Annotated in this window: 13 protein-coding genes and 1 pseudogene; 6 read left to right on the top strand and 8 right to left on the bottom strand. The window is 63.8% G+C overall.

The genetic code is table 11. The features are described 5' to 3' along the window. Positions 1–32: 32 nt before the first annotated feature. The 3 genes from H7993_RS13055 to uvrD all read right to left on the bottom strand — a co-directional run bounded on the left by H7993_RS13055 (position 33) and on the right by uvrD (position 3787). Positions 33–440 carry an SMI1/KNR4 family protein gene (locus H7993_RS13055; protein WP_122480011.1) on the bottom strand — a complete coding sequence of 136 codons (408 nt, stop codon included), beginning with the start codon at positions 438–440 and terminating at the stop codon, positions 33–35. Positions 441–557: 117 nt separating this feature from the next. Then, entirely contained in the window at positions 558–1412 is an 855-nt protein-coding gene (locus H7993_RS13060) for a Tim44 domain-containing protein (protein ID WP_122480010.1), read from the bottom strand. A 191-nt stretch (positions 1413–1603) separates the two neighbouring features. Continuing rightward, the gene (gene uvrD / locus H7993_RS13065; RefSeq protein WP_185794642.1) at positions 1604–3787 is read right to left on the bottom strand and encodes a DNA helicase II; all 2184 of its coding nucleotides are present in this window, start codon (positions 3785–3787) and stop codon (positions 1604–1606) included. Positions 3788–3941: 154 nt separating this feature from the next. On the opposite strand from uvrD, the pseudogene H7993_RS13070 reads away from it, so the two are divergent. The 3 genes and pseudogenes from H7993_RS13070 to H7993_RS13080 all read left to right on the top strand — a co-directional run. Further along, positions 3942–5489, top strand: a pseudogene (locus tag H7993_RS13070) (PAS domain-containing protein); the annotation flags it as partial. 193 nt (positions 5490–5682) lie between these two features. Further along, entirely contained in the window at positions 5683–6558 is an 876-nt protein-coding gene (gene hexR, locus H7993_RS13075; RefSeq protein ID WP_122480007.1) for a transcriptional regulator HexR, read from the top strand. Between the two features lie 99 nt (positions 6559–6657). After that, positions 6658–6873: a PA3496 family putative envelope integrity protein gene (locus H7993_RS13080; protein WP_122480006.1), complete on the top strand. Its 216-nt coding sequence runs from the start codon at positions 6658–6660 to the stop codon at positions 6871–6873. Here the strand turns inward: H7993_RS13080 and H7993_RS13085 are convergent. After that, on the bottom strand, positions 6815–7777 hold the full coding sequence (locus tag H7993_RS13085; RefSeq protein ID WP_185794644.1) for a LysR family transcriptional regulator: 963 nt from the start codon (positions 7775–7777) through the stop codon (positions 6815–6817). The genes H7993_RS13080 and H7993_RS13085 overlap by 59 nt on opposite strands. Positions 7778–7965: 188 nt before the next feature. On the opposite strand from H7993_RS13085, the gene H7993_RS13090 reads away from it, so the two are divergent. Continuing rightward, positions 7966–9381 (top strand): acetyl-CoA carboxylase biotin carboxylase subunit, encoded by a 1416-nt coding sequence (locus tag H7993_RS13090; RefSeq protein ID WP_122480004.1) that lies wholly within the window; start codon positions 7966–7968, stop codon positions 9379–9381. An 11-nt stretch (positions 9382–9392) separates the two neighbouring features. Continuing rightward, positions 9393–11216: a sodium-extruding oxaloacetate decarboxylase subunit alpha gene (oadA, locus tag H7993_RS13095; RefSeq protein ID WP_185794645.1), complete on the top strand. Its 1824-nt coding sequence runs from the start codon at positions 9393–9395 to the stop codon at positions 11214–11216. Positions 11217–11291: 75 nt separating this feature from the next. Here oadA and H7993_RS13100 read toward each other — a convergent pair whose 3' ends face one another. From H7993_RS13100 to H7993_RS13110, 3 genes are all read right to left on the bottom strand, one after another. Further along, complete coding sequence (locus H7993_RS13100) at positions 11292–14252, bottom strand: autotransporter family protein (RefSeq protein ID WP_185794646.1); 2961 nt, start codon at positions 14250–14252, stop codon at positions 11292–11294. 61 nt (positions 14253–14313) lie between these two features. After that, positions 14314–14997 carry a GNAT family N-acetyltransferase gene (locus H7993_RS13105; RefSeq protein ID WP_122480001.1) on the bottom strand — a complete coding sequence of 228 codons (684 nt, stop codon included), beginning with the start codon at positions 14995–14997 and terminating at the stop codon, positions 14314–14316. Between the two features lie 8 nt (positions 14998–15005). After that, entirely contained in the window at positions 15006–15452 is a 447-nt protein-coding gene (locus tag H7993_RS13110) for a GNAT family N-acetyltransferase (RefSeq protein ID WP_185794647.1), read from the bottom strand. 366 nt (positions 15453–15818) lie between these two features. Here H7993_RS13110 and H7993_RS13115 point away from each other — a divergent pair, with 366 nt between their 5' ends. Continuing rightward, positions 15819–17030 (top strand): YeeE/YedE family protein, encoded by a 1212-nt coding sequence (locus tag H7993_RS13115; RefSeq protein WP_185794648.1) that lies wholly within the window; start codon positions 15819–15821, stop codon positions 17028–17030. 410 nt (positions 17031–17440) lie between these two features. On the opposite strand, the gene H7993_RS13120 is transcribed toward H7993_RS13115, so the two are convergent. Beyond that, a complete protein-coding gene (locus H7993_RS13120) occupies positions 17441–18439 on the bottom strand; it encodes an asparaginase (RefSeq protein ID WP_185794649.1) in 999 nt (332 codons plus the stop codon). Positions 18440–18444: the final 5 nt, after the last annotated feature.

Consider the following 18444-nt stretch of genomic DNA (forward strand, 5'->3'; position numbering starts at 1 on the left):
AGCTGTGAAAAGGTCACACCTGCCTCTACCGATCAGCTTTCCAGCCAGACGTCTCGCACCCAGTGCCAGACCGACTCCCAGCTTTCCTCGGTCACCAGCTCTTCCTCGCCCGACCACAGCACCACGGTGCCGTCTTCTTCGACACAGTAGTAGTCCTCGCCGTCCTGACAGATCGGGATCAGCTCGCGTGGTACGCCGATGTCCCAGGCGCTGGCGGCGACCTCCGGCAGATACGTATGCGATTGCGGGTCGGTCACGGTGACCGGTTCCAGGCTGCCATACACGACGTCGCTGACGGTGAGCAGATACTCCTTGAAGACGAACGGAATATTGATGAACAACTGCTCTTCGATCTCGACCAGCAGGTCTTCGTCTGGCAGTTCCAGGGGAACCGGTACCGGCTCATTGGCTTCTCGGAGCTGCTCGATCACTTCTTCCACGATGTTTTCCTCTGACCAGAATACGCGCTGCGGTTTATACCTTAGCTGGAAATGGATGCAACGTTCAAAATGCAAAAGCCCCGACCAGGGCCGGGGCTTTGCAAAGCGTGACGTGTATCAGTTCTGGCGGATACCCGCGACCAGCCAAGGCTGATTTTCGCCCTGGGCGCGTTCCATGTTCCAGCTTTCGCTGAAGGGTTCGCCCTTGTCGAAGCGCGAGGTCTTCGATACGCCGACGAATGTCAGGGTAGCGATGGTTTTCTCGGCGCGATCATCGACACCTTCCAGCTGCACTTGCAGATCGTCGATGTAGGTGGACTGGAAGCCATCACCCAGCTCGGCACGTTCCTGCTTCAACGATTGCAGCATTTGCGGGGTAACGAACTCGGCGATCTTGTCCATCTCGTTCGCGTCCCAGTGCTGCTGCAGCGACTGGAAGTGGCTGCGGGCTGCGTTCAGGAAGCTTTCTTCGTTGAACCAGGCCGGCGCGTTGATCACCGGACGGGCTGCGGAAGCACCGCTGGCGCCACCGAAGATCGACGGTTGGGCAGGTGCCTGGTCGATCGCTTCACGCTGGTACGGAGCACCGGCGCCGGCCATTTGCGGGCCCTGCTGCTGCTTGCGACGGCGAGCGGCGATGAAGCGGAAGATCAGGAAGGCGATGACCGCCATGATCAGGAAGTCGAAGATCTGCATGCCCTGGAAGCCATCGCCCATGAACATGGACGCCAGCAGGCCACCGGCGGCGAGGCCGGCCAGAGGGCCCAACCAGCGCGAGGCACCGCTGGCGGCTGGGGCTGCACGGCCTGGGACGGCTGCTGCGGCACCTGGGGTGGTGGGCGCGGCCTGGCGAGTCTGGTGAGTCGGGGCTGCGCCCATGCTCTTGCCGCCGCCGAAGCGTTTGGCACTGGCATCGAGGCTCATGGTCAGGCCGATGCACAGGGCCAGGGCCATGCTGAGAAAACGTTGCATAGGTTCATTCCGTTAGGTGGATTGCACGCGAGTCATGTTGCACAGGTGTGCTGTACATAGCTAGTGACAACATGTTTCGAGCTTTTGCGTAAATGCGAAGCGCGGCGTAGGAAAATTCGTTGCTGGTTGGAAAGGCCGTGTCGGCTTTTTCGCGGCCGCCGGGCACCGCGACAAAGCCCTGCAGCCAGTGGCTACACTGGCTCGAGCTTCGCGTACCCCAGCATCAACCACTTGCTGCCCTCGGCGAAGTTGACCTGCACTCGCGCCTGCGCGCCGGAGCCTTCGAAGTTGAGGATCACACCCTCGCCAAACACCGAATGCTGCACCCGCTGGCCCAGGTTGAACTGGGTTTCCGGAATGTTGGCCGCACCGAACAGGCTGCTCGAGTTCTGCGCTTGGCCACCGCCGAAAGGACGACTCACGCTGTTGGACAGGCGCACTTCCTGGATCAGCCCGGCGGGCACCTCGCGCACGAAACGCGACACCTTGTTGTAGGTCTCGCTGCCGTAGAGGCGGCGCGTTTCGGCGTAGGTCATGACCAGCTGCTGCATGGCCCGGGTGATGCCGACATAGGCCAGGCGACGCTCTTCCTCGAGACGGCCAGGCTCTTCCAGGCTCATCTTGTGCGGGAACAGGCCTTCTTCCATGCCCACCAGGAACACGTAGGGAAACTCCAGGCCCTTGGCGCTGTGCAGGGTCATCAGCTGCACGCTGTCCTCGTGCTCCTCGGCCTGGGTGTCGCCGGCCTCGAGCGAGGCATGGCCCAGGAATGCCGCCAGCGGCGTCAGGTCGGCTTCTGCCTCGCCGTTTTCGAAGTTGCGCGCAGCGCTGACCAGTTCCTCGAGGTTTTCCACCCGTGCCTGGCCTTTTTCGCCCTTTTCTTCCTGGTGGTAGATGATCAGGCCGGACTGCTCGATGACCGTCTGGGTCATCAGGTGCAACGGCATCTGCATGACCTTGGCGGCGAGGTTCTCGATCAGCTCGATGAACGTGCCCAGGGCATTGGCGGCACGCCCGGTCAGGCCCTTGTTGGCCACCAGTTGGCGGCCGGCTTCCCACATCGACACTTCGGCATGACGGGCATGCTGACGGATGGCTTCGACGGTCTTCTCGCCCAGGCCGCGTGGCGGGACGTTGATCACCCGCTCCAGGGCGGCATCGTTGCCGCGCCCTTCGAGCAGGCGCAGGTACGCCATGGCGTTCTTGATTTCGGCGCGTTCGAAGAAGCGCTGCCCGCCATAGATGCGATAAGGGATACGCTCGCGCAACAGCGCCTCTTCCAGCACCCGCGACTGGGCGTTGGAACGGTAGAGAATGGCGATGTCGCTGCGCGCCAGGCCGGTCTTGAGCGCGCTCTCGATGGTTTCGACCACATAGCGCGCCTCGTCGTGTTCGTTGAACGCGGCGTACAGGCTGATCGGCTCGCCATCGCCGCCATCGGTCCACAGCTCCTTGCCCAGACGCCCGCTGTTGTTGGCGATCAGGGCGTTGGCGGCCTTGAGGATGCCGGCGGTGGAGCGGTAGTTCTGTTCCAGACGAATCAGCTGCGAATCAGGGAAGTCGGCGGAATACTGGTGAATGTTTTCGATCTTGGCGCCGCGCCAGCCGTAGATCGACTGGTCGTCGTCGCCTACCACCATCAGGCTGTCGCCACCTTGTGCCAGCAACCGCAGCCAGGCGTACTGCACGGCGTTGGTGTCCTGGAACTCGTCGACCAGCACATGGCGGAAACGGCGCTGATAGTGCGCCAGCAGGCCAGGGTTGTCGCGCCACAGGTCGAGGGCGCGCAGCAGCAGTTCGGAGAAGTCGATCACCCCCGCCCGCGCGCAGGCCGCCTCGTACGCCTCGTAGATCGAGCGCATGGTCGCCAGGAACAGGTCGCCACCAGGCTGGATGTGCTGCGGGCGCAGACCTTCGTCCTTCTGCCCGTTGATGAACCACTGCGCCTGGCGCACCGGCCACTTCTGCTCGTCCAGGCCCAGCTCGCGCATGACCCGCTTGACCAGGCGCTGCTGGTCGTCGCTGTCGAGAATCTGGAAGTTCTGGTTCAGGCCAGCTTCCTGCCAGTGCGCGCGCAGCAGGCGGTGGGCCAGGCCGTGGAAGGTGCCGACCCACATGCCGGCCGGGTTGATGCCCATCAGCTGCTCGATGCGCTGGCGCATCTCGGCGGCCGCCTTGTTGGTGAACGTCACCGACAGCAGCGAGTGCGGCGAGGCGTTTTCGACCTGGATCAGCCAGGCGATACGGTGCACCAGCACTCGGGTTTTACCGGAACCAGCACCGGCCAGGACCAACTGACGGCCGACGGAGGCCGCTACGGCCTGGCGTTGGGCATCGTTGAGGGAGTTCAGCAGAAGGGAGAGGTCATCGCGCATCCGGGCATTTTAGGGTGCGCGATGGAGTTGGGGCAAACAAGAGTTGCGCGTCTTTGGATAAATACCTGCAGAGTCGGACATAAGGTGCAAGTGCGCCGCCTGTGCTTGTGTATTCTGGCTCGACGGATGGCACCTCACGACAAGCACATTGCCCATGACGCCGAACCTCAACCCGCTGGACTCGCCGCTGGAGCAGCAGGCCCTGCAGGAGCGCTACGCCGCGCAACTGGCCGCCGAGCGCACGCGCCTGCTGTACCAGGGCTCGTTGCTGCCGACCTTGCTGATGCTGCTCAACGGCGGCCTGTGCGCCTGGCTGCTATGGATTCCGCAGCATTACCTGGGGGTCAGCATCGGGTTGTTGTGGCTGTTGCTGCTGGTGGCCGGACGGGTCATCCAGGTGGCGGCGTTCGATGCGGCCATGCCGGACCGGCAGGCCCAGGCCCACTGGCGGCGCATGTTCATCTTCGGCTCGGCCGTCAGCGGCGCGACCCTGGCGGCGGCGGCCATCATGCTGGTGTCCGAAGACAACCTCATCCAGCAGGCCTGGGTGTTCGGCCTGCTCGGCGCGGCGACGCTGTCGGCCAGCGTGGCCTACGCCGTCAGCCTGCCGGCCTTTCTTGCCTATACCTTGCCGTGCCTGCTGCCGCCCACCGCCTACCTGTTCGTATGGAACGACGGCGCCCAGCGCGGCTGGGGCTGGTTCGGGCTGATTTTCCTGGGGGCATTGCTGGTGGTCGCCTGGCAGGTCAATCGCCTGACCAACCGCAGCCTGTTGCGGCGCTTTCGCAACCAGGAGCTGATCGAGACCCTGCAGTTGGCGCAAAGCCGCAGCGAGCGCCTGAACCAGGCCCTGACCACCGAAGTTGGCCAGCGCCGCGAGGCCCAGCAGCAATTGGCTCAAGCCCATGCGGAGCTGGAAAATCGCGTGCAGCAGCGCAGTCGTGAACTGGATCAGGCCAACCAGGCGCTGGGCAAGAGCGAGCAGCGTCTGGCCCTGGCGTTGGAGGCGAGCGGTTTGGGCCTGTGGGACTGGAACCTGAGCACTGACGAGGTCTACCACACCCAACTCAAGGAGCTGTTCGGCCTGGAGCCGGAATTCATGCAGGCAATGCTCAAGCAACTGCGCCCGCGCATGCACCCGGAGGACGTGCCGCGGGTGAAGCGCGCCATGATCGACCACCTCAAGGGTCGCAGCGACGACTACCTGGTGCAGTACCGCATCCGCCACCATGAAGGCCACTGGTTGTGGATCGAAGACCACGGTCGGGCCGTGGAGCGTGCGGCGGATGGCAGTGTCCTGCGCATGGTCGGCACCCGCCGCGACGCCAGCCGCGACATCGCCCTGAGCGGCCAGCTGGAGCTGGCGGGGTTGGTGTTCGACCATTCCAGCGAGGGCATCCTGGTGCTCGATGCTCATTGCAAAGTACTGACGTCGAATCCGGCATTCAGCCGTATTACCGGGCTGGCTGCGGATCAACTCTGCGGGCGATCCTGGTGGCAACTGCCTTGCAGTCGCGATGCGCGCAGGTGCGAGGCGTCGATTCGGCATGCCATGGACGTCGAGGGTTCATGGCAGGGAGCGCTGACCGAGACGCGACTGAATGGGGAGCAGTATGGTCAATGGCTACAACTGATCGGCGTGCGAAATGCCCGAGGTGAAGTTCACCAGACCATCGTTCTGGTCACCGACGTGTCGGCGCGTACCGGTGACCACCGCTAGCCTGGGCCGGGGTACGCGCAGGTGAGACTCATGGGTACCGATGACATTCGCAAGGGCCGGATTGGCGGCCGATCATCCTTGCTGAGACGTTTAACTGGGCGATCACAGAGGCCTGTAGTATAACTGCAGACTAGCTACATCCCGGCCCTTCGACCCCTTTAGCGGAAGCTGTCCCTTGAACCTGCTGCAACACATCGACCAGTCTCGCCACCTGCTGCGCAAATCCGAACTCAAGGTTGCCGAGCATGTGCTGCTGGACCCTGCGGCGGTGATGCACAGCTCCATGGCCGACCTGGCGCACAGCGTGGGCATCAGCGAGCCGACCATCGTGCGTTTCTGCCGGGCGATCGGCTGCACCGGTTTCCAGGACCTCAAACTCAAGCTGGCGCAAAGCCTGGCGGCGGGGGCGAGTTTCGGTCAGTTCGCCATCCACGAAGACGACTCGGTGGCCGACTACAGCCTGAAGATCTTCGACACCACCCTGCATACCCTGATGGAGGTGCGCGAGAAGCTCGACCCCGAAGCCCTGCAGCGGGCGATCAGCGCCATGGTCACCGCACAGCGTGTCGAGTTCTATGGTTTCGGCGCATCCGGCGCAGTGGCCGCCGATGCCCAGCACAAGTTCTTCCGTCTGCTGCTGACAGCGGCGGCGTACTCGGACCCGCACATGCAGGCCATGTCGGCAGTGACACTGAAGCCGACCGACGTGGCCGTGTGCATCTCCCAATCCGGGCGCTCGAAGGACCTGCTGATCACCGCCAACCTGGTGCGTGAAACCGGCGCCACCCTGATTTCGCTGTGCCCGGGGCAGACGCCGTTGGCGGAACTGGCGACGGTCAACCTGGCGGTCGACGTGCATGAAGACACCGAGATCTACACCCCGCTGGCCTCCCGCATCGCCCACCTGGTGGTGATCGACGTACTGGCCATGGGCGTGGCAATGGCCCGCGGCCCAGACCTGGTCAATCACTTGAAGAGCGTCAAGCGCAGTCTGCGCAGCCTGCGCCTGTCGCCCAAGTCGTTGAAGGCCCACGAGGCTCACGAGGACTGAGCGACCGCTGCGGTTTAACCCGATGTTCACCGCCTCGTCGCCAAACCTTCACATAGCCACGCCACCCTGTACTCCCGAACTCGAACTGGGAGACACGCAATGGCTCGTTACTTCGATGGCTCGCAACCGCAGGGCAACAGCGCTACCCGTACCAAACGTCAGCAGGAAGATCAGCGCCGCATGGAGTTTCGCCGTGCGATCGAGAGCTATTCCGAGCAGCGTCGCTTGCTCCAGGAAATCGGCGACGATGCCGAGCTCAATTACTGGCAGGCGGCATCGGCGGATTCCCGCCAAAGCGCTCGACCAGCGCCTTGATCTGCGCACGTTCGGCGGGGATGAATGCGGCAAAGGCCAACGCCACCGGCGACTGACGCCGTGCCTTGGCCTGCACCACGCACCAACTGCGCTGCAACGGCAGCTCTTCCACACGCAATTCGCACAACGTGCCTGTGGATAACTCCCTGGCGACGGCGTGGCGTGTCAGCAGTGCCAGCCCCAGCCCCGCAATCACGCATTCGCGCTGAGCCTCGGCGGAAGACACTTCCAGCGTCTGCGCAAAATGCACGCGCTTCTCCTTGAAATATTCCTCGCACGCTCGTCGTGTGCCCGAACCCTGTTCGCGTACCAGCAACGTATAGGCTTGCAGCTCCTGCAGGTTCACCCGTTCCTGCTGGCACAGCGGGTGCTCGGGCGGAGCCACCGCCACGATCGGGTTGTTGAGGAAGGGCATAAAGTCCAGCCCCATGTCCTGCGGCACCATCGACATGATGGTCACGTCGTCGCGGTTGTCACTCAAACGGCGAATGACCTGCGCACGGTTGACCACCGTGAGCTGCAGATTGACTTCCGGATGCAGCGTGCGGAAGGCGGCGAACAGGTGTGGCGTGAAATATTTGGCACTGGATTCGACCGCCAGCTTGAGTTGCCCCTGCAGCGAGCCCTGCAGGTCGGACAGCTGCATGTCGAGGTTTTCCAGGCGGCCGAAGATGTCCCGGCTGGCGGCCTGCAGCGCTTGCGCTGCCTCGGTCAGGTAGAGCTTCTTGCCCACATAGTCGAATAAGGGCTGGCCCACCAGCTCTTCCAGCTGACGAATCTGCAAGCTGACTGCCGGTTGAGTCAGCGACATTTCTTCTGCCGCGCGGCTGTAGGAGCGCAGGTCGCACACTTCGTTGAACACTTGCAGCTGACGCAACGTCAGGCGCATCAATGACTTACGCATTTCTCAATCCGATGTGCGGTGGGCAGTTCCTCAAATATAAGCTTTTACTAATATGTAACCCAACAAAGATTTATTTTTATTAATCCTCATGCCGCGCTAGCTTGCAGGGGCAACCAGGAAACAACTGGTTACCCAAAGGGTCGGCCACGCACCGACCCGAATGGATTCATCGGTCGAGGAAATTCCAAGTGATAAAAAAGATCCTGATCGCCAACCGAGGTGAGATTGCCGTACGTATCGTACGAGCCTGCGCCGAAATGGGCATTCGTTCGGTCGCGATCTACTCCGAAGCCGATCGTCATGCGCTGCACGTCAAGCGCGCCGACGAAGCCCACAGCATCGGTGCCGAGCCCCTGGCCGGTTACCTGAACCCACGCAAGCTGGTGAACCTGGCGGTGGAAACCGGCTGTGATGCCCTGCATCCAGGCTATGGCTTTCTTTCCGAGAACGCCGAGCTGGCGGATATCTGCGCCGAGCGAGGGGTGAAGTTCATCGGCCCGTCTGCCGAAGTCATCCGCCGCATGGGTGACAAGACCGAAGCCCGGCGCAGCATGATCAAGGCGGGCGTGCCGGTCACGCCCGGCACCGAGGGCAACGTGGCCGACATCCGCGAAGCGCTGGAGGAGGGCGAACGCATCGGCTATCCGGTCATGCTCAAGGCCACTTCCGGTGGCGGCGGGCGCGGCATTCGTCGCTGCAACAGCCGCGAGGAGCTGGAGCAGGCGTTCCCGCGGGTGATTTCCGAAGCGACCAAGGCTTTCGGTTCGGCCGAAGTGTTCCTGGAAAAATGCATCGTCAATCCCAAGCACATCGAAGCACAGATTCTGGGTGACAGCTTCGGCAATGTGGTGCACCTGTTCGAGCGCGACTGCTCGATTCAGCGGCGCAACCAGAAGCTCATCGAGATCGCGCCCAGCCCGCAGCTGACCCCCGAGCAGCGCGCCTACATCGGCGACCTGTCGGTGCGAGCGGCCAAGGCGGTGGGTTACGAGAACGCCGGCACCGTGGAATTCCTGCTCGCCGAGGGCGAGGTGTATTTCATGGAGATGAACACCCGGGTGCAGGTCGAACACACCATCACCGAGGAAATCACCGGCATCGACATCGTCCGTGAGCAGATCCGCATCGCCTCGGGGCTGGCTCTTTCGGTAAAGCAGGAAGACATCGTGCACCGCGGCTTTGCCCTGCAGTTCCGCATCAATGCCGAGGATCCGAAGAACAATTTCCTGCCCAGCTTCGGCAAGATCACCCGCTATTACGCGCCTGGCGGGCCGGGCGTACGCACCGACACGGCGATCTATACCGGCTACACCATTCCGCCGTTCTACGATTCCATGTGCCTGAAGCTGGTGGTCTGGGCGCTGACCTGGGAGGAGGCCATGGACCGCGGCCTGCGTGCGCTGGATGACATGCGCCTGCAAGGCATCAAGACCACTGCGGCGTACTACCAGGAAATCCTGCGCAACCCCGAGTTTCGCAGTGGCCAGTTCAACACCAGTTTCGTCGACAGCCACCCCGAGCTGACCCAGTACTCGATCAAGCGCAAACCCGAAGAGCTGGCCCTGGCCATCGCCGCCGCCATCGCCGCCCACGCCGGCCTGTGAGGAACACAACAATGTCCAATACGCCTGTTTCCAAGCGAATATTCGTTACCGACACCATCCTGCGCGACGCCCACCAGTCCTTGCTGGCAACGCGCATGCGCACCGAAGACATGCTGCCTATCTGCGACAAGCTCGACCGGGTGGGCTACTGGTCGCTGGAAGTATGGGGCGGCGCCACCTTCGATGCCTGCGTGCGCTTTCTCAAGGAAGACCCGTGGGAACGCCTGCGCAAGCTGCGCGAGGCGCTGCCGAACACGCGTCTGCAGATGCTCCTGCGCGGGCAGAACCTGCTCGGCTACCGGCATTACAGCGATGACGTGGTGCGGGCCTTCGTGGCCAAGGCGGCCGACAACGGTATCGACGTGTTTCGCATCTTCGATGCCATGAACGACGTGCGGAACCTGCGCGTGGCCATCGAGGCCGTGAAGGCAGCCGGCAAACACGCCCAGGGCACCATCGCCTATACCACCAGCCCGGTGCATACCGTGGCCGCGTTCGTGGCCCAGGCCAAACAGATGGAAGCCATGGGCTGCGACTCGGTAGCGATCAAGGACATGGCCGGCTTGCTGACACCTTATGCGACCGGCGAGCTGGTCAGGGCGTTGAAGGCCGAGCAGTCGCTGCCGGTGTTCATCCACAGCCACGACACGGCAGGCCTGGCCGCGATGTGCCAGCTCAAGGCCGTGGAAAATGGCGCCGATCACATCGACACCGCCATCTCGAGCTTCGCCTGGGGCACCAGCCATCCGGGCACCGAGTCGATGGTCGCGGCGCTCAAGGGCAGCGAATTCGATACCGGCCTGAGCCTGGAACTGCTGCAGGAAATCGGCCTGTATTTCTACGCCGTGCGCAAGAAATACCACCAGTTCGAAAGCGAATTCACCGCGGTCGATACCCGCGTGCAGGTCAACCAGGTGCCGGGCGGGATGATTTCCAACCTGGCCAACCAGCTCAAGGAGCAGGGCGCGCTGAACCGCATGAACGAGGTGCTGGCCGAGATCCCCAAGGTGCGCGAAGACCTCGGCTTCCCGCCACTGGTCACGCCCACCTCGCAGATCGTCGGTACCCAGGCATTCTTCAACGTGTTGGCCGGCGAGCGCTACAAGACCATCACCAACGAAGTGAAGTTGTACCTGCAAGGCGGCTATGGCCAGGCGCCGGGCAAGGTCAACGAACAACTGCGGCGCCAGGCGATCGGCAGCGAGGAGGTCATCGACGTACGTCCCGCCGACCTGCTCAAGCCGGAGATGGACAAGCTGCGCAAGGACATCGGCGAGCTGGCCCAGTCGGAGGAGGATGTACTGACGTTTGCGATGTTCCCCGACATCGGGCGCAAGTTCCTCGAAGAGCGTGCCGCCGGCACGCTGGTGCCCGAGGTGTTGCTGCCGATCCCCGAGGCCGGAGCGCAGGTTGCGCGCAGCGGTGAAGGGGTACCGACCGAATTCGTCATTGATGTGCACGGCGAGAGCTATCGAGTCGACATCACCGGTGTCGGGGTCAAGGCCGAAGGCAAGCGGCACTTCTACCTGTCCATCGACGGCATGCCTGAAGAGGTGGTGTTCGAGCCGTTGAACGAGTTCGTCGGCAGCGGTATCGGCAAACGCAAGCAGGCCAGCGAACCCGGCCATGTCAGCACCGCCATGCCCGGCAATATCGTCGATGTGCTGGTCAAGCTGGGTGACTCGGTCAAGGCCGGCCAGGCGCTGTTGATCACCGAGGCGATGAAGATGGAAACCGAGGTCCAGGCCGGTGTGGCAGGCAAGGTCACGGCGATCCACGTGGCCAAGGGCGACCGCGTGAACCCCGGCGAGATACTGATCGAGATCGAGGGCTGATCTCAGGTTTCAAGGTTTTCCTCTGGGGGCCGGGTGGCCCCCTTTTTTTTGTCCACCCGGCAGCCGCGATACTGATCAGAAGTGCATCTGCCACTGGCCGACCACAGCATGGTTGCGACTGTTGCTACCCAGCTCGCCGGTGTAACCGATGCCGACACTCTGCCGCGCACTGACACCCAGGTCCAGGCCGGCTTCGACCATCAGGCTGTCGCGGTCCAGGGCGCTGCCTTCGACACTGAACGCATTGCCACCACTGGCAAACGCCTGCCGGGTGCTGTTGTCGACGTCTCCATAGGCATGACGCCAGCCCAGGCTGCCACGCGGGGTCAGGCTCATGCCGTTGTCCAGTTGGCTCAAGTGAGCCAGGCGCACGCCGAAGGTGCTGGTGAAGTTTTCCTGTGTCTGGGCGTCCACGGCGAGGGCGGCGGCTCCGCCTTTTTCGCGGTAGCCGTCGCGGCTGTAGCGCTGGTAGCCCAGGTTGGCGAACGGTTCGGCGCTGAGCCGGCCGCTGCCCAGGTCGTAGCCCAGTTCGGCGAAGGCTTGCTGGCTGTCGGCGTCGTAGTCGCCGCGCAAACGATCACTGAAGCCGGCGAAGTCGACACTGCGCTTGCTGTTGCCATCATGCTGGCTGTAGGCCGCACCCAGGCGCAGGGCCAGCGGACCGTTCTGGCGCAGGGCGTAGATGCCTGCGTGCCAGCTGTCGATTTTGCCGTCCACGCCGGATGCGTCCAGGTCGGTACGCGAATAACCGCCCAGCAGGCCCACGCGCCAGTCCGGGGTCAGTGCCCAGTCGGTGCCCAGCACGGCGCCCGAAGTCCGTTGTTCGAGGCCATCGCTGCCGTGTTCGCCATCGAGCTTGCCGTAGCTGCCCAGTGCCTGGACCCAGACACGGCCCTGTGCGTTGGGGTCGTTGAGGTTGCGGGCCTGGTCGGGTATGCCGCTGGCGGCCAGCACCGGCGTGTCTTGTGCGCCCAGGCCCACCAGCAGGCCGCTGCCGCTGCCCATCTGGCGCATGGCCGAGAGCATGCTGCTGCCGACCTGGGTGGTACCGGCCAGGGTTGCGGCAGCCAGGTTGGCGTTGCTGCTGCCAGCCAGTTGCTCGATGGCCGCCCCTGCGCTGGCGGTACTGGTGCCGAGCAGGGCGTTGTACAAGGTGCCGCTGCTTGCGGCAGCCAGGCTGCGGGCCGCATTGCCGCCATTGGTGGTGCTGGCGAAGTCGGCGAAGGCGATGTCGTTGCGGGTGTAGTCGAGGTCGACCGCGGTCGCGCCGTAGCTCAGGGTCGGGGTCAGAAAGGCGTAGTCGCTCGTCACCGTACCGAAGCGACCGTTCACGCTGCCCGCCTGCAGCACGGTGTAGCGGCTTTGCCAGGGGTATTCGCCACTGCTCGGGACAACGGCCAGGGTGGCGCCGTCGAGATTGGCCGCGCCTGCCACCTGCAGCGGCGCACTGCTGCCATCGGCGTTCACCCCATACGCCAGGGTTGCGCCGCGTGCCAGTGTCAGGTCGCCGTTGACCAAGGCAGTGCCCAGCTGGCTGTTGCTCGACAAGGTGCCGTTGACGAGCAGGTTGCCCACTGCGCCACCGCCGGCGTAGACGCCGCCCGGGTCAACGCTGAGGTTGCCGGCAATACTGCCCTGGTTGATCAGCGTGGCGCCGTTGGCAATGCGACTGTCGGCGCTGAAGTCGCCGATGCTGGTGAGGGTCCAGGTGCCGCTCTGCACTTCCAGGGTTTCGAAGTGGCGGCTGTTGCCGAAACTGCCGCCGGCATTGCCCTCCAGGATCACACGATCGCGGCCGCTGCCGCCGTCGACCACACCGTTGAAGCGACCACCGCTAAGTACGGTCAAACGGTCATCGCCTGCGCCCATTTGCAGGGCCTGTCCATTGCTGCCGCCGATGGAGCCAGCGTTGATGACGGTGTCGGCGAAGGCGCCATTGAGCTGCACGCCGAAGCCGTTGAGCCCGCTGATGCTGCCATGGTTCTCCAGATAGGTGGCGCCATGGGCCGAGCCATTGCTGCCATCGTCGATCAGGATGGCATTGTCGGCGCCGCTGATGGTGGCGCCTGCCGCATTGAAAATATAACCGCCGCCCATGGCGATGCCTTCGCTGGCATTGAGGGGATCGCCTGGCTTGGCACCGGATGCACCGGTGCCGCGAATGGTGCCGTAGTTCTCGATATGGCCGATGTAGTCGATGTCCACACCGTCGCCGTCACCCACGGCCTGCAGGCCGGACACATCGCCGGAGATCAGGCCGTGGTTGATGACCGTGCCGTTGCCGTCCGAACCGTAGCCCGAGCCATTGCGGCCGATCAGCGTGCCTTCGTTGTACAGCAGCACACCTTCGTCCGTGGTCAGGCCGTGGCGGCCGCCGCTGATCAAGCCATGGTTGTACACGGACACGCCAGTGGCCGCTGCCATGTCGATACCGTCGTACTTGTCGTCGAGGCTGAAGGTGTCGCCTGTGGATATCTCGCCGTGGTTGATAATCGTGGCATTGATGCCGGTTTTCATCGCGTCGTTCTTTTCGCTGCGGATCAACCCGCCGGCGCGGTTGTCGAGGGTGGTGGCAATGCCGGCGCTTTCCAGGGCTTCCAGATCGATAGCGCGCTTGTTCAGCGAGCGCAGCGTGCCACTGTTGTCGATGACGATGGCGCCACGACTGAAATCGTCCTTGATGCGAAAGGCATCGGACGAGCCTTGAATCAGCGCACCCGCGCGATTGATCAGGGTGTAGTTGCGCACTGCGCCGCTACTGGAGCTGTCGATGGCTCGATCGGCAGTGGAGATCAGCCGGCCCGAGTTATCCACAACCACGCCAGTACCCGCTGCCGAACCCTTGAGCTTGATCGCCTCGGCACTGGCCGTGATGCTCCCAGCCTTGCTCACCGTCAGGCGATCGGTATCGCTCAGGCTTTGCGTCGCCTGAATGGCGGTATCGATCTGCAGGTCTTTGGCGAAGGCCGCCGACATCGGCGTGCCCGGGGCGAGCAGAGCGATGGCAAGGGCGAGGCGGTGCGGAGAGTACGGCATGAGCGGACGACCTGATTGCAGTGAGGTCGTCCTGTATAGCCCCTGGTCTTTACAGAATTATTTAAACGCCGACGCGAAACTGTTCCAAGGGTTTGCGCTGGCCGGAAGAAGGCTGGTTGTCTACCGCCAGCCAGCCCTCGAACGCTGCCTCGATTGCCGGCCACTCGCTGTGGGTGATGGAAAAGTACGCCGTGTCACGGTTGCGACCCTTGACCACCATGTGCTGGCGGAACACACCTTCGAGGCTGAAACCGACGCGTTCGGCGGCGCGGCGCGAACGTTTGTTGGCGTTGTCGCACTTCCATTCGACCCGGCGATAGCCCTGACCGAATGCCAGCTTGAGCGCCAGGTAGATCGCCTCGGTGCCCTTGGGGGTGCGCTGCATGGAGGCGGCAAAGGCCACGTGGCCCACTTCCAGGCGTCCGTGCGCCGGCACGATGGACATCAGGCTGAGGATGCCCTCGGCTTTGCCGGTGTGCTGGTCGACCACGCAGAAGCCCAGCGGATCGTTGCTGATGGCATAGCCGTCGAGCCAGATGTAGAACAGCTCCAGGTCGTTGAAGGGACCGTAGGGCAGGTAGTCCCACAGCTGCGCGTCGGACTGCGGCCCCTGCAGGGCTTCCCAGAGGTCTTCACCATGGCGCTTGGGATCGAGTTTCTCCAGGCGGATGAAGCGACCGTTCATGGTGGTCGCCACGGGTGCCTTGACGGGCTTCCAGTCGGATGCGGAGGCGGATGTGGGCATGGCAGCTCCTAGAGTGGCTTGCGAAATTGGATGAAACCGGGCTGCTCGGCGATATTCCGGTACAGCCCGATGGCGGTGCTGTTGGTTTCATGGGTGAGCCAGTGGACCTTGGCGCAACCGGCGGTCTTGGCGGTTGCGTAGACGAACTCGATCAACCGGCGACCCACGCCCCCACCGCGTACCGAAGCATCCACCAGCAGATCCTGCAGGTAGCAGGAGTTTTCAATGGTCCAGCACGAGCGGTGATAGATGTAGTGAACCATGCCGATGGCCACGCCGTCGCGCCAGGCAAGCGCCGCGTGCATGGGTTCGGCGTCGTCGAGCATGCGTTGCCAGGTGACCTGGGTCACGGCTTCGGGGATCTCGGTCTGGTAGAAAAGCTGGTAGGCCCGCCAGAGGTTCAGCCAGGCAAGATGGTCGGCTGCGGTAACAGGACGAATGGCGAGGTCGGACATGGTGGTGCTCCGGTGGGTCGTGACGGTCATCTTGGCATCTTGTGCGAGCGAGTGCATCCAACAGCACTCGGAAGATTATCCACACAAGTATCCACAGGGTTATACCCAAGGTTACACACAGGTTTATCCACAGATCGCGCTAAGCGTCTGGTATTACATACAGTGAAATGGCTAGCTCAGCCTCGGTTGGACAGTTTCTGACCGGCGCGTCGAGGGAACGTTGCAAGAAGGTTGTTCACAAAATCCTGCGGGTGCCTGGCACCGATCACCTGCGGCCTGAAGTCGCTCTGGTCGCAGAGACGCATCAACACCTGGCTTTAGGTTTTATACTGCTGCGCTGTCTTGTCTCTCTATTCGGATGCTGCCATGAGTTCGACTTTTTCTGTTGCCCCACGGCGTGCACTGGGTGCGCCGCTGGTGGCGATCTCTCTGCTGGTGCTCGGCGGGGTGTTTCTCGCCGCTGCGGTGGGTTCGCGCCAGGTGCTGTTGTGGGCGGTCGGTGCGGCCCTGGGTCTGACGCTTTATCACGCAGCGTTCGGCTTCACGTCTGCCTGGCGGGTTTTCATCAGTGATCGCCGAGGCGCAGGGCTGCGGGCGCAGATGGTCATGCTGGCGCTGGCGGTGCTGCTGTTCTTTCCGGTTCTGGGTGTAGGCAGCCTGTTCGGCCAGCCGGTGGTGGGGCTGGTCGCGCCCGCCGGTTTGTCGGTGGTGTTCGGTGCCTTCATTTTCGGCATCGGCATGCAGCTGGGTGGCGGTTGCGCGTCGGGGACGCTGTTCACCGTCGGTGGTGGCAACGCACGCATGCTGGTGACCCTGCTGTTCTTCATCTGTGGCTCACTGATCGCGACCCACCATGTGGACTGGTGGTTTGCCTTGCCATCGTTGCCGGCGATCTCGATCGTCAAGAGCCTGGGCGTGGTGCCGGCGCTGTTGCTGAGCTTGGGCGTGTTCGCGCTGATCGCGTGGGTGACGGTGGGCCTGGAACGGCGTCGGCATGGTGCGCTGGAAACACCCGACGTGCGGGCGACGCCTGGTTCGAACAGGTTCCTGCGCGGGCCGTGGCCCTTGGTGTGGGGAGCAGTCGCGCTGGCGCTGCTGAACTTCGCCACGTTGGCGCTGGCCGGGCGGCCTTGGGGCATCACTTCGGCGTTTGCGCTGTGGGGGGCGAAAGTGGCCAGTGGGTTGGGCGTGGACGTGGGCAGTTGGGCGTTCTGGCAAACCGCATCCAACGCCAAGGCGCTGGCTGCGCCGGTGTGGGAGGACATCACCAGCGTCATGGACATCGGTATCGTGCTGGGTGCACTGCTGGCGGCGGGGTTGGCCGGACATTTCGCGCCCAGCTTGAAGATCCCGCGCCGGTCACTGATCGCGGCCGTGATTGGCGGGTTGTTACTGGGCTATGGGTCGCGCCTGGCTTATGGCTGCAACATCGGTGCGTATTTCAGCGGCATTGCCTCTGGCAGCCTGCATGGCTGGCTGTGGCTGGTCGCCGCCTTCATCGGCAACAGCGTTGGCGTTCGCCTGCGTCCGTTGTTCTTTCCCAACGAAGCGCGCGTGGAACGCCTGACCGGCTGCTGAGTGACAGTGACACCGCGGCGCCTGTTTCGCGGCCGCTGACCGCTCCTACGGGATCGTGCAAGCTTCGCAGGAGCGGCCCGTGGCCGCGAAGGGCGCGCCGCAGTCTGTCTGATGCACCGCAGCGCCTGTTTCGCGGCCGCTGACCGCTCCTACGGGATCGTGCAAGCTTCGCAGGAGCGGCCCGTGGCCGCGAAGGGCGCGCCGCAGTCTGTCTGATGCACCGCAGCGCCTGTTTCGCGGCCGATGACCGCTCCTACGGGATCGTGCAAGCTTCGTAGGAGCGGTCCGTGGCCGCGAAGGGCGCGCCGCAGTCTGTCTGATGCACCGCAGCGTCTGTTTCGCGGCCGCTGACCGCTCCTACGGATGTGCGCAACCCTTGGAGCAGCGCGAAGGGCGCGCCGCGGTTTCGATCAGGCCAGTTCGCCGCACAGGTCGAGTTCTACCAGGCGGCGGACTTCTTCCACCGGCAAGCCTGCACCCAGCAATGCGTGCAGCTTGCCCAGTGCCGTCTCGCGGGTCATGCCGCCGCCGGAGAGCACGCCTGCATCGCGCAGGCGGCTACCGGCTTCATACACATCCAGTTCGACGCCGCCTTCCTGGCATTGCGTCAGCGCCACGACCACGATGCCCCGCGCCTGAGCTGCCCGCAGCGCGTCGAGGAACGCCGCGTTGTCGGACGGCCCGGTGCCGCTGCCGTAGCATTCGAGCAGCAAGGCCTGCACCCCGCTGTCCACGACCGCCTGCAACAGCGGCACACCGAGGCCGGGGTACAGCGGCAATACACCGATGCTGGCAGGCTGACGTGGCTGGCGATAATCCAGCGCCGCCGGCATCGGTGCGACCCTGGCGGCGCCACCCGTGCGCCGCAATGCGGCAAACGGATTGCGCCCCGAGCTGCGCACCTTGGCGCAGCGGGTCGGCGGCAGCAACGCACCGTGGAAATGCAGGTGCACACCCGGCTCCAGGCCCCGAGCGAGATCTGCCAGGGCGCCGTTGACGTTTTCCCAGGCATCGCTGCCGGGCACCCCGGCAGGCAGCATGGAACCGGTGAACAGCACCGGTGCCTGGAGCCCCAGCAACTGGAAGCTCATGGCCGCCGCGCTGTACGCCAGCGTGTCGGTGCCATGCAGAATCAGTACGGCATCGCAACCCTGCTCATCCACCGCTCGAACCACGGCTTCGCGCAGACGCTGCCAGTAGGCCGGCGTCATGTTGGCGCTGTCGATCAGCGGCAGCAGTTCCTCGAAGCTGAAGTGCGGCACCACCCGTTCAGGCTGGGCGGCGAGCTGTTCGCGCATGCGCGCCTCGAAGCCCGAAGCCGGAGCCAGGCCATTGGCACTGGCCTGCATGCCGATGGTGCCGCCGGTGTACAGCACCCGTACGTGACGGGCAGGGGATGCAATGCTCATGCAGA

Source organism: Pseudomonas baltica (assembly GCF_014235765.1).
GTDB classification, from domain to species: domain Bacteria; phylum Pseudomonadota; class Gammaproteobacteria; order Pseudomonadales; family Pseudomonadaceae; genus Aquipseudomonas; species Aquipseudomonas baltica.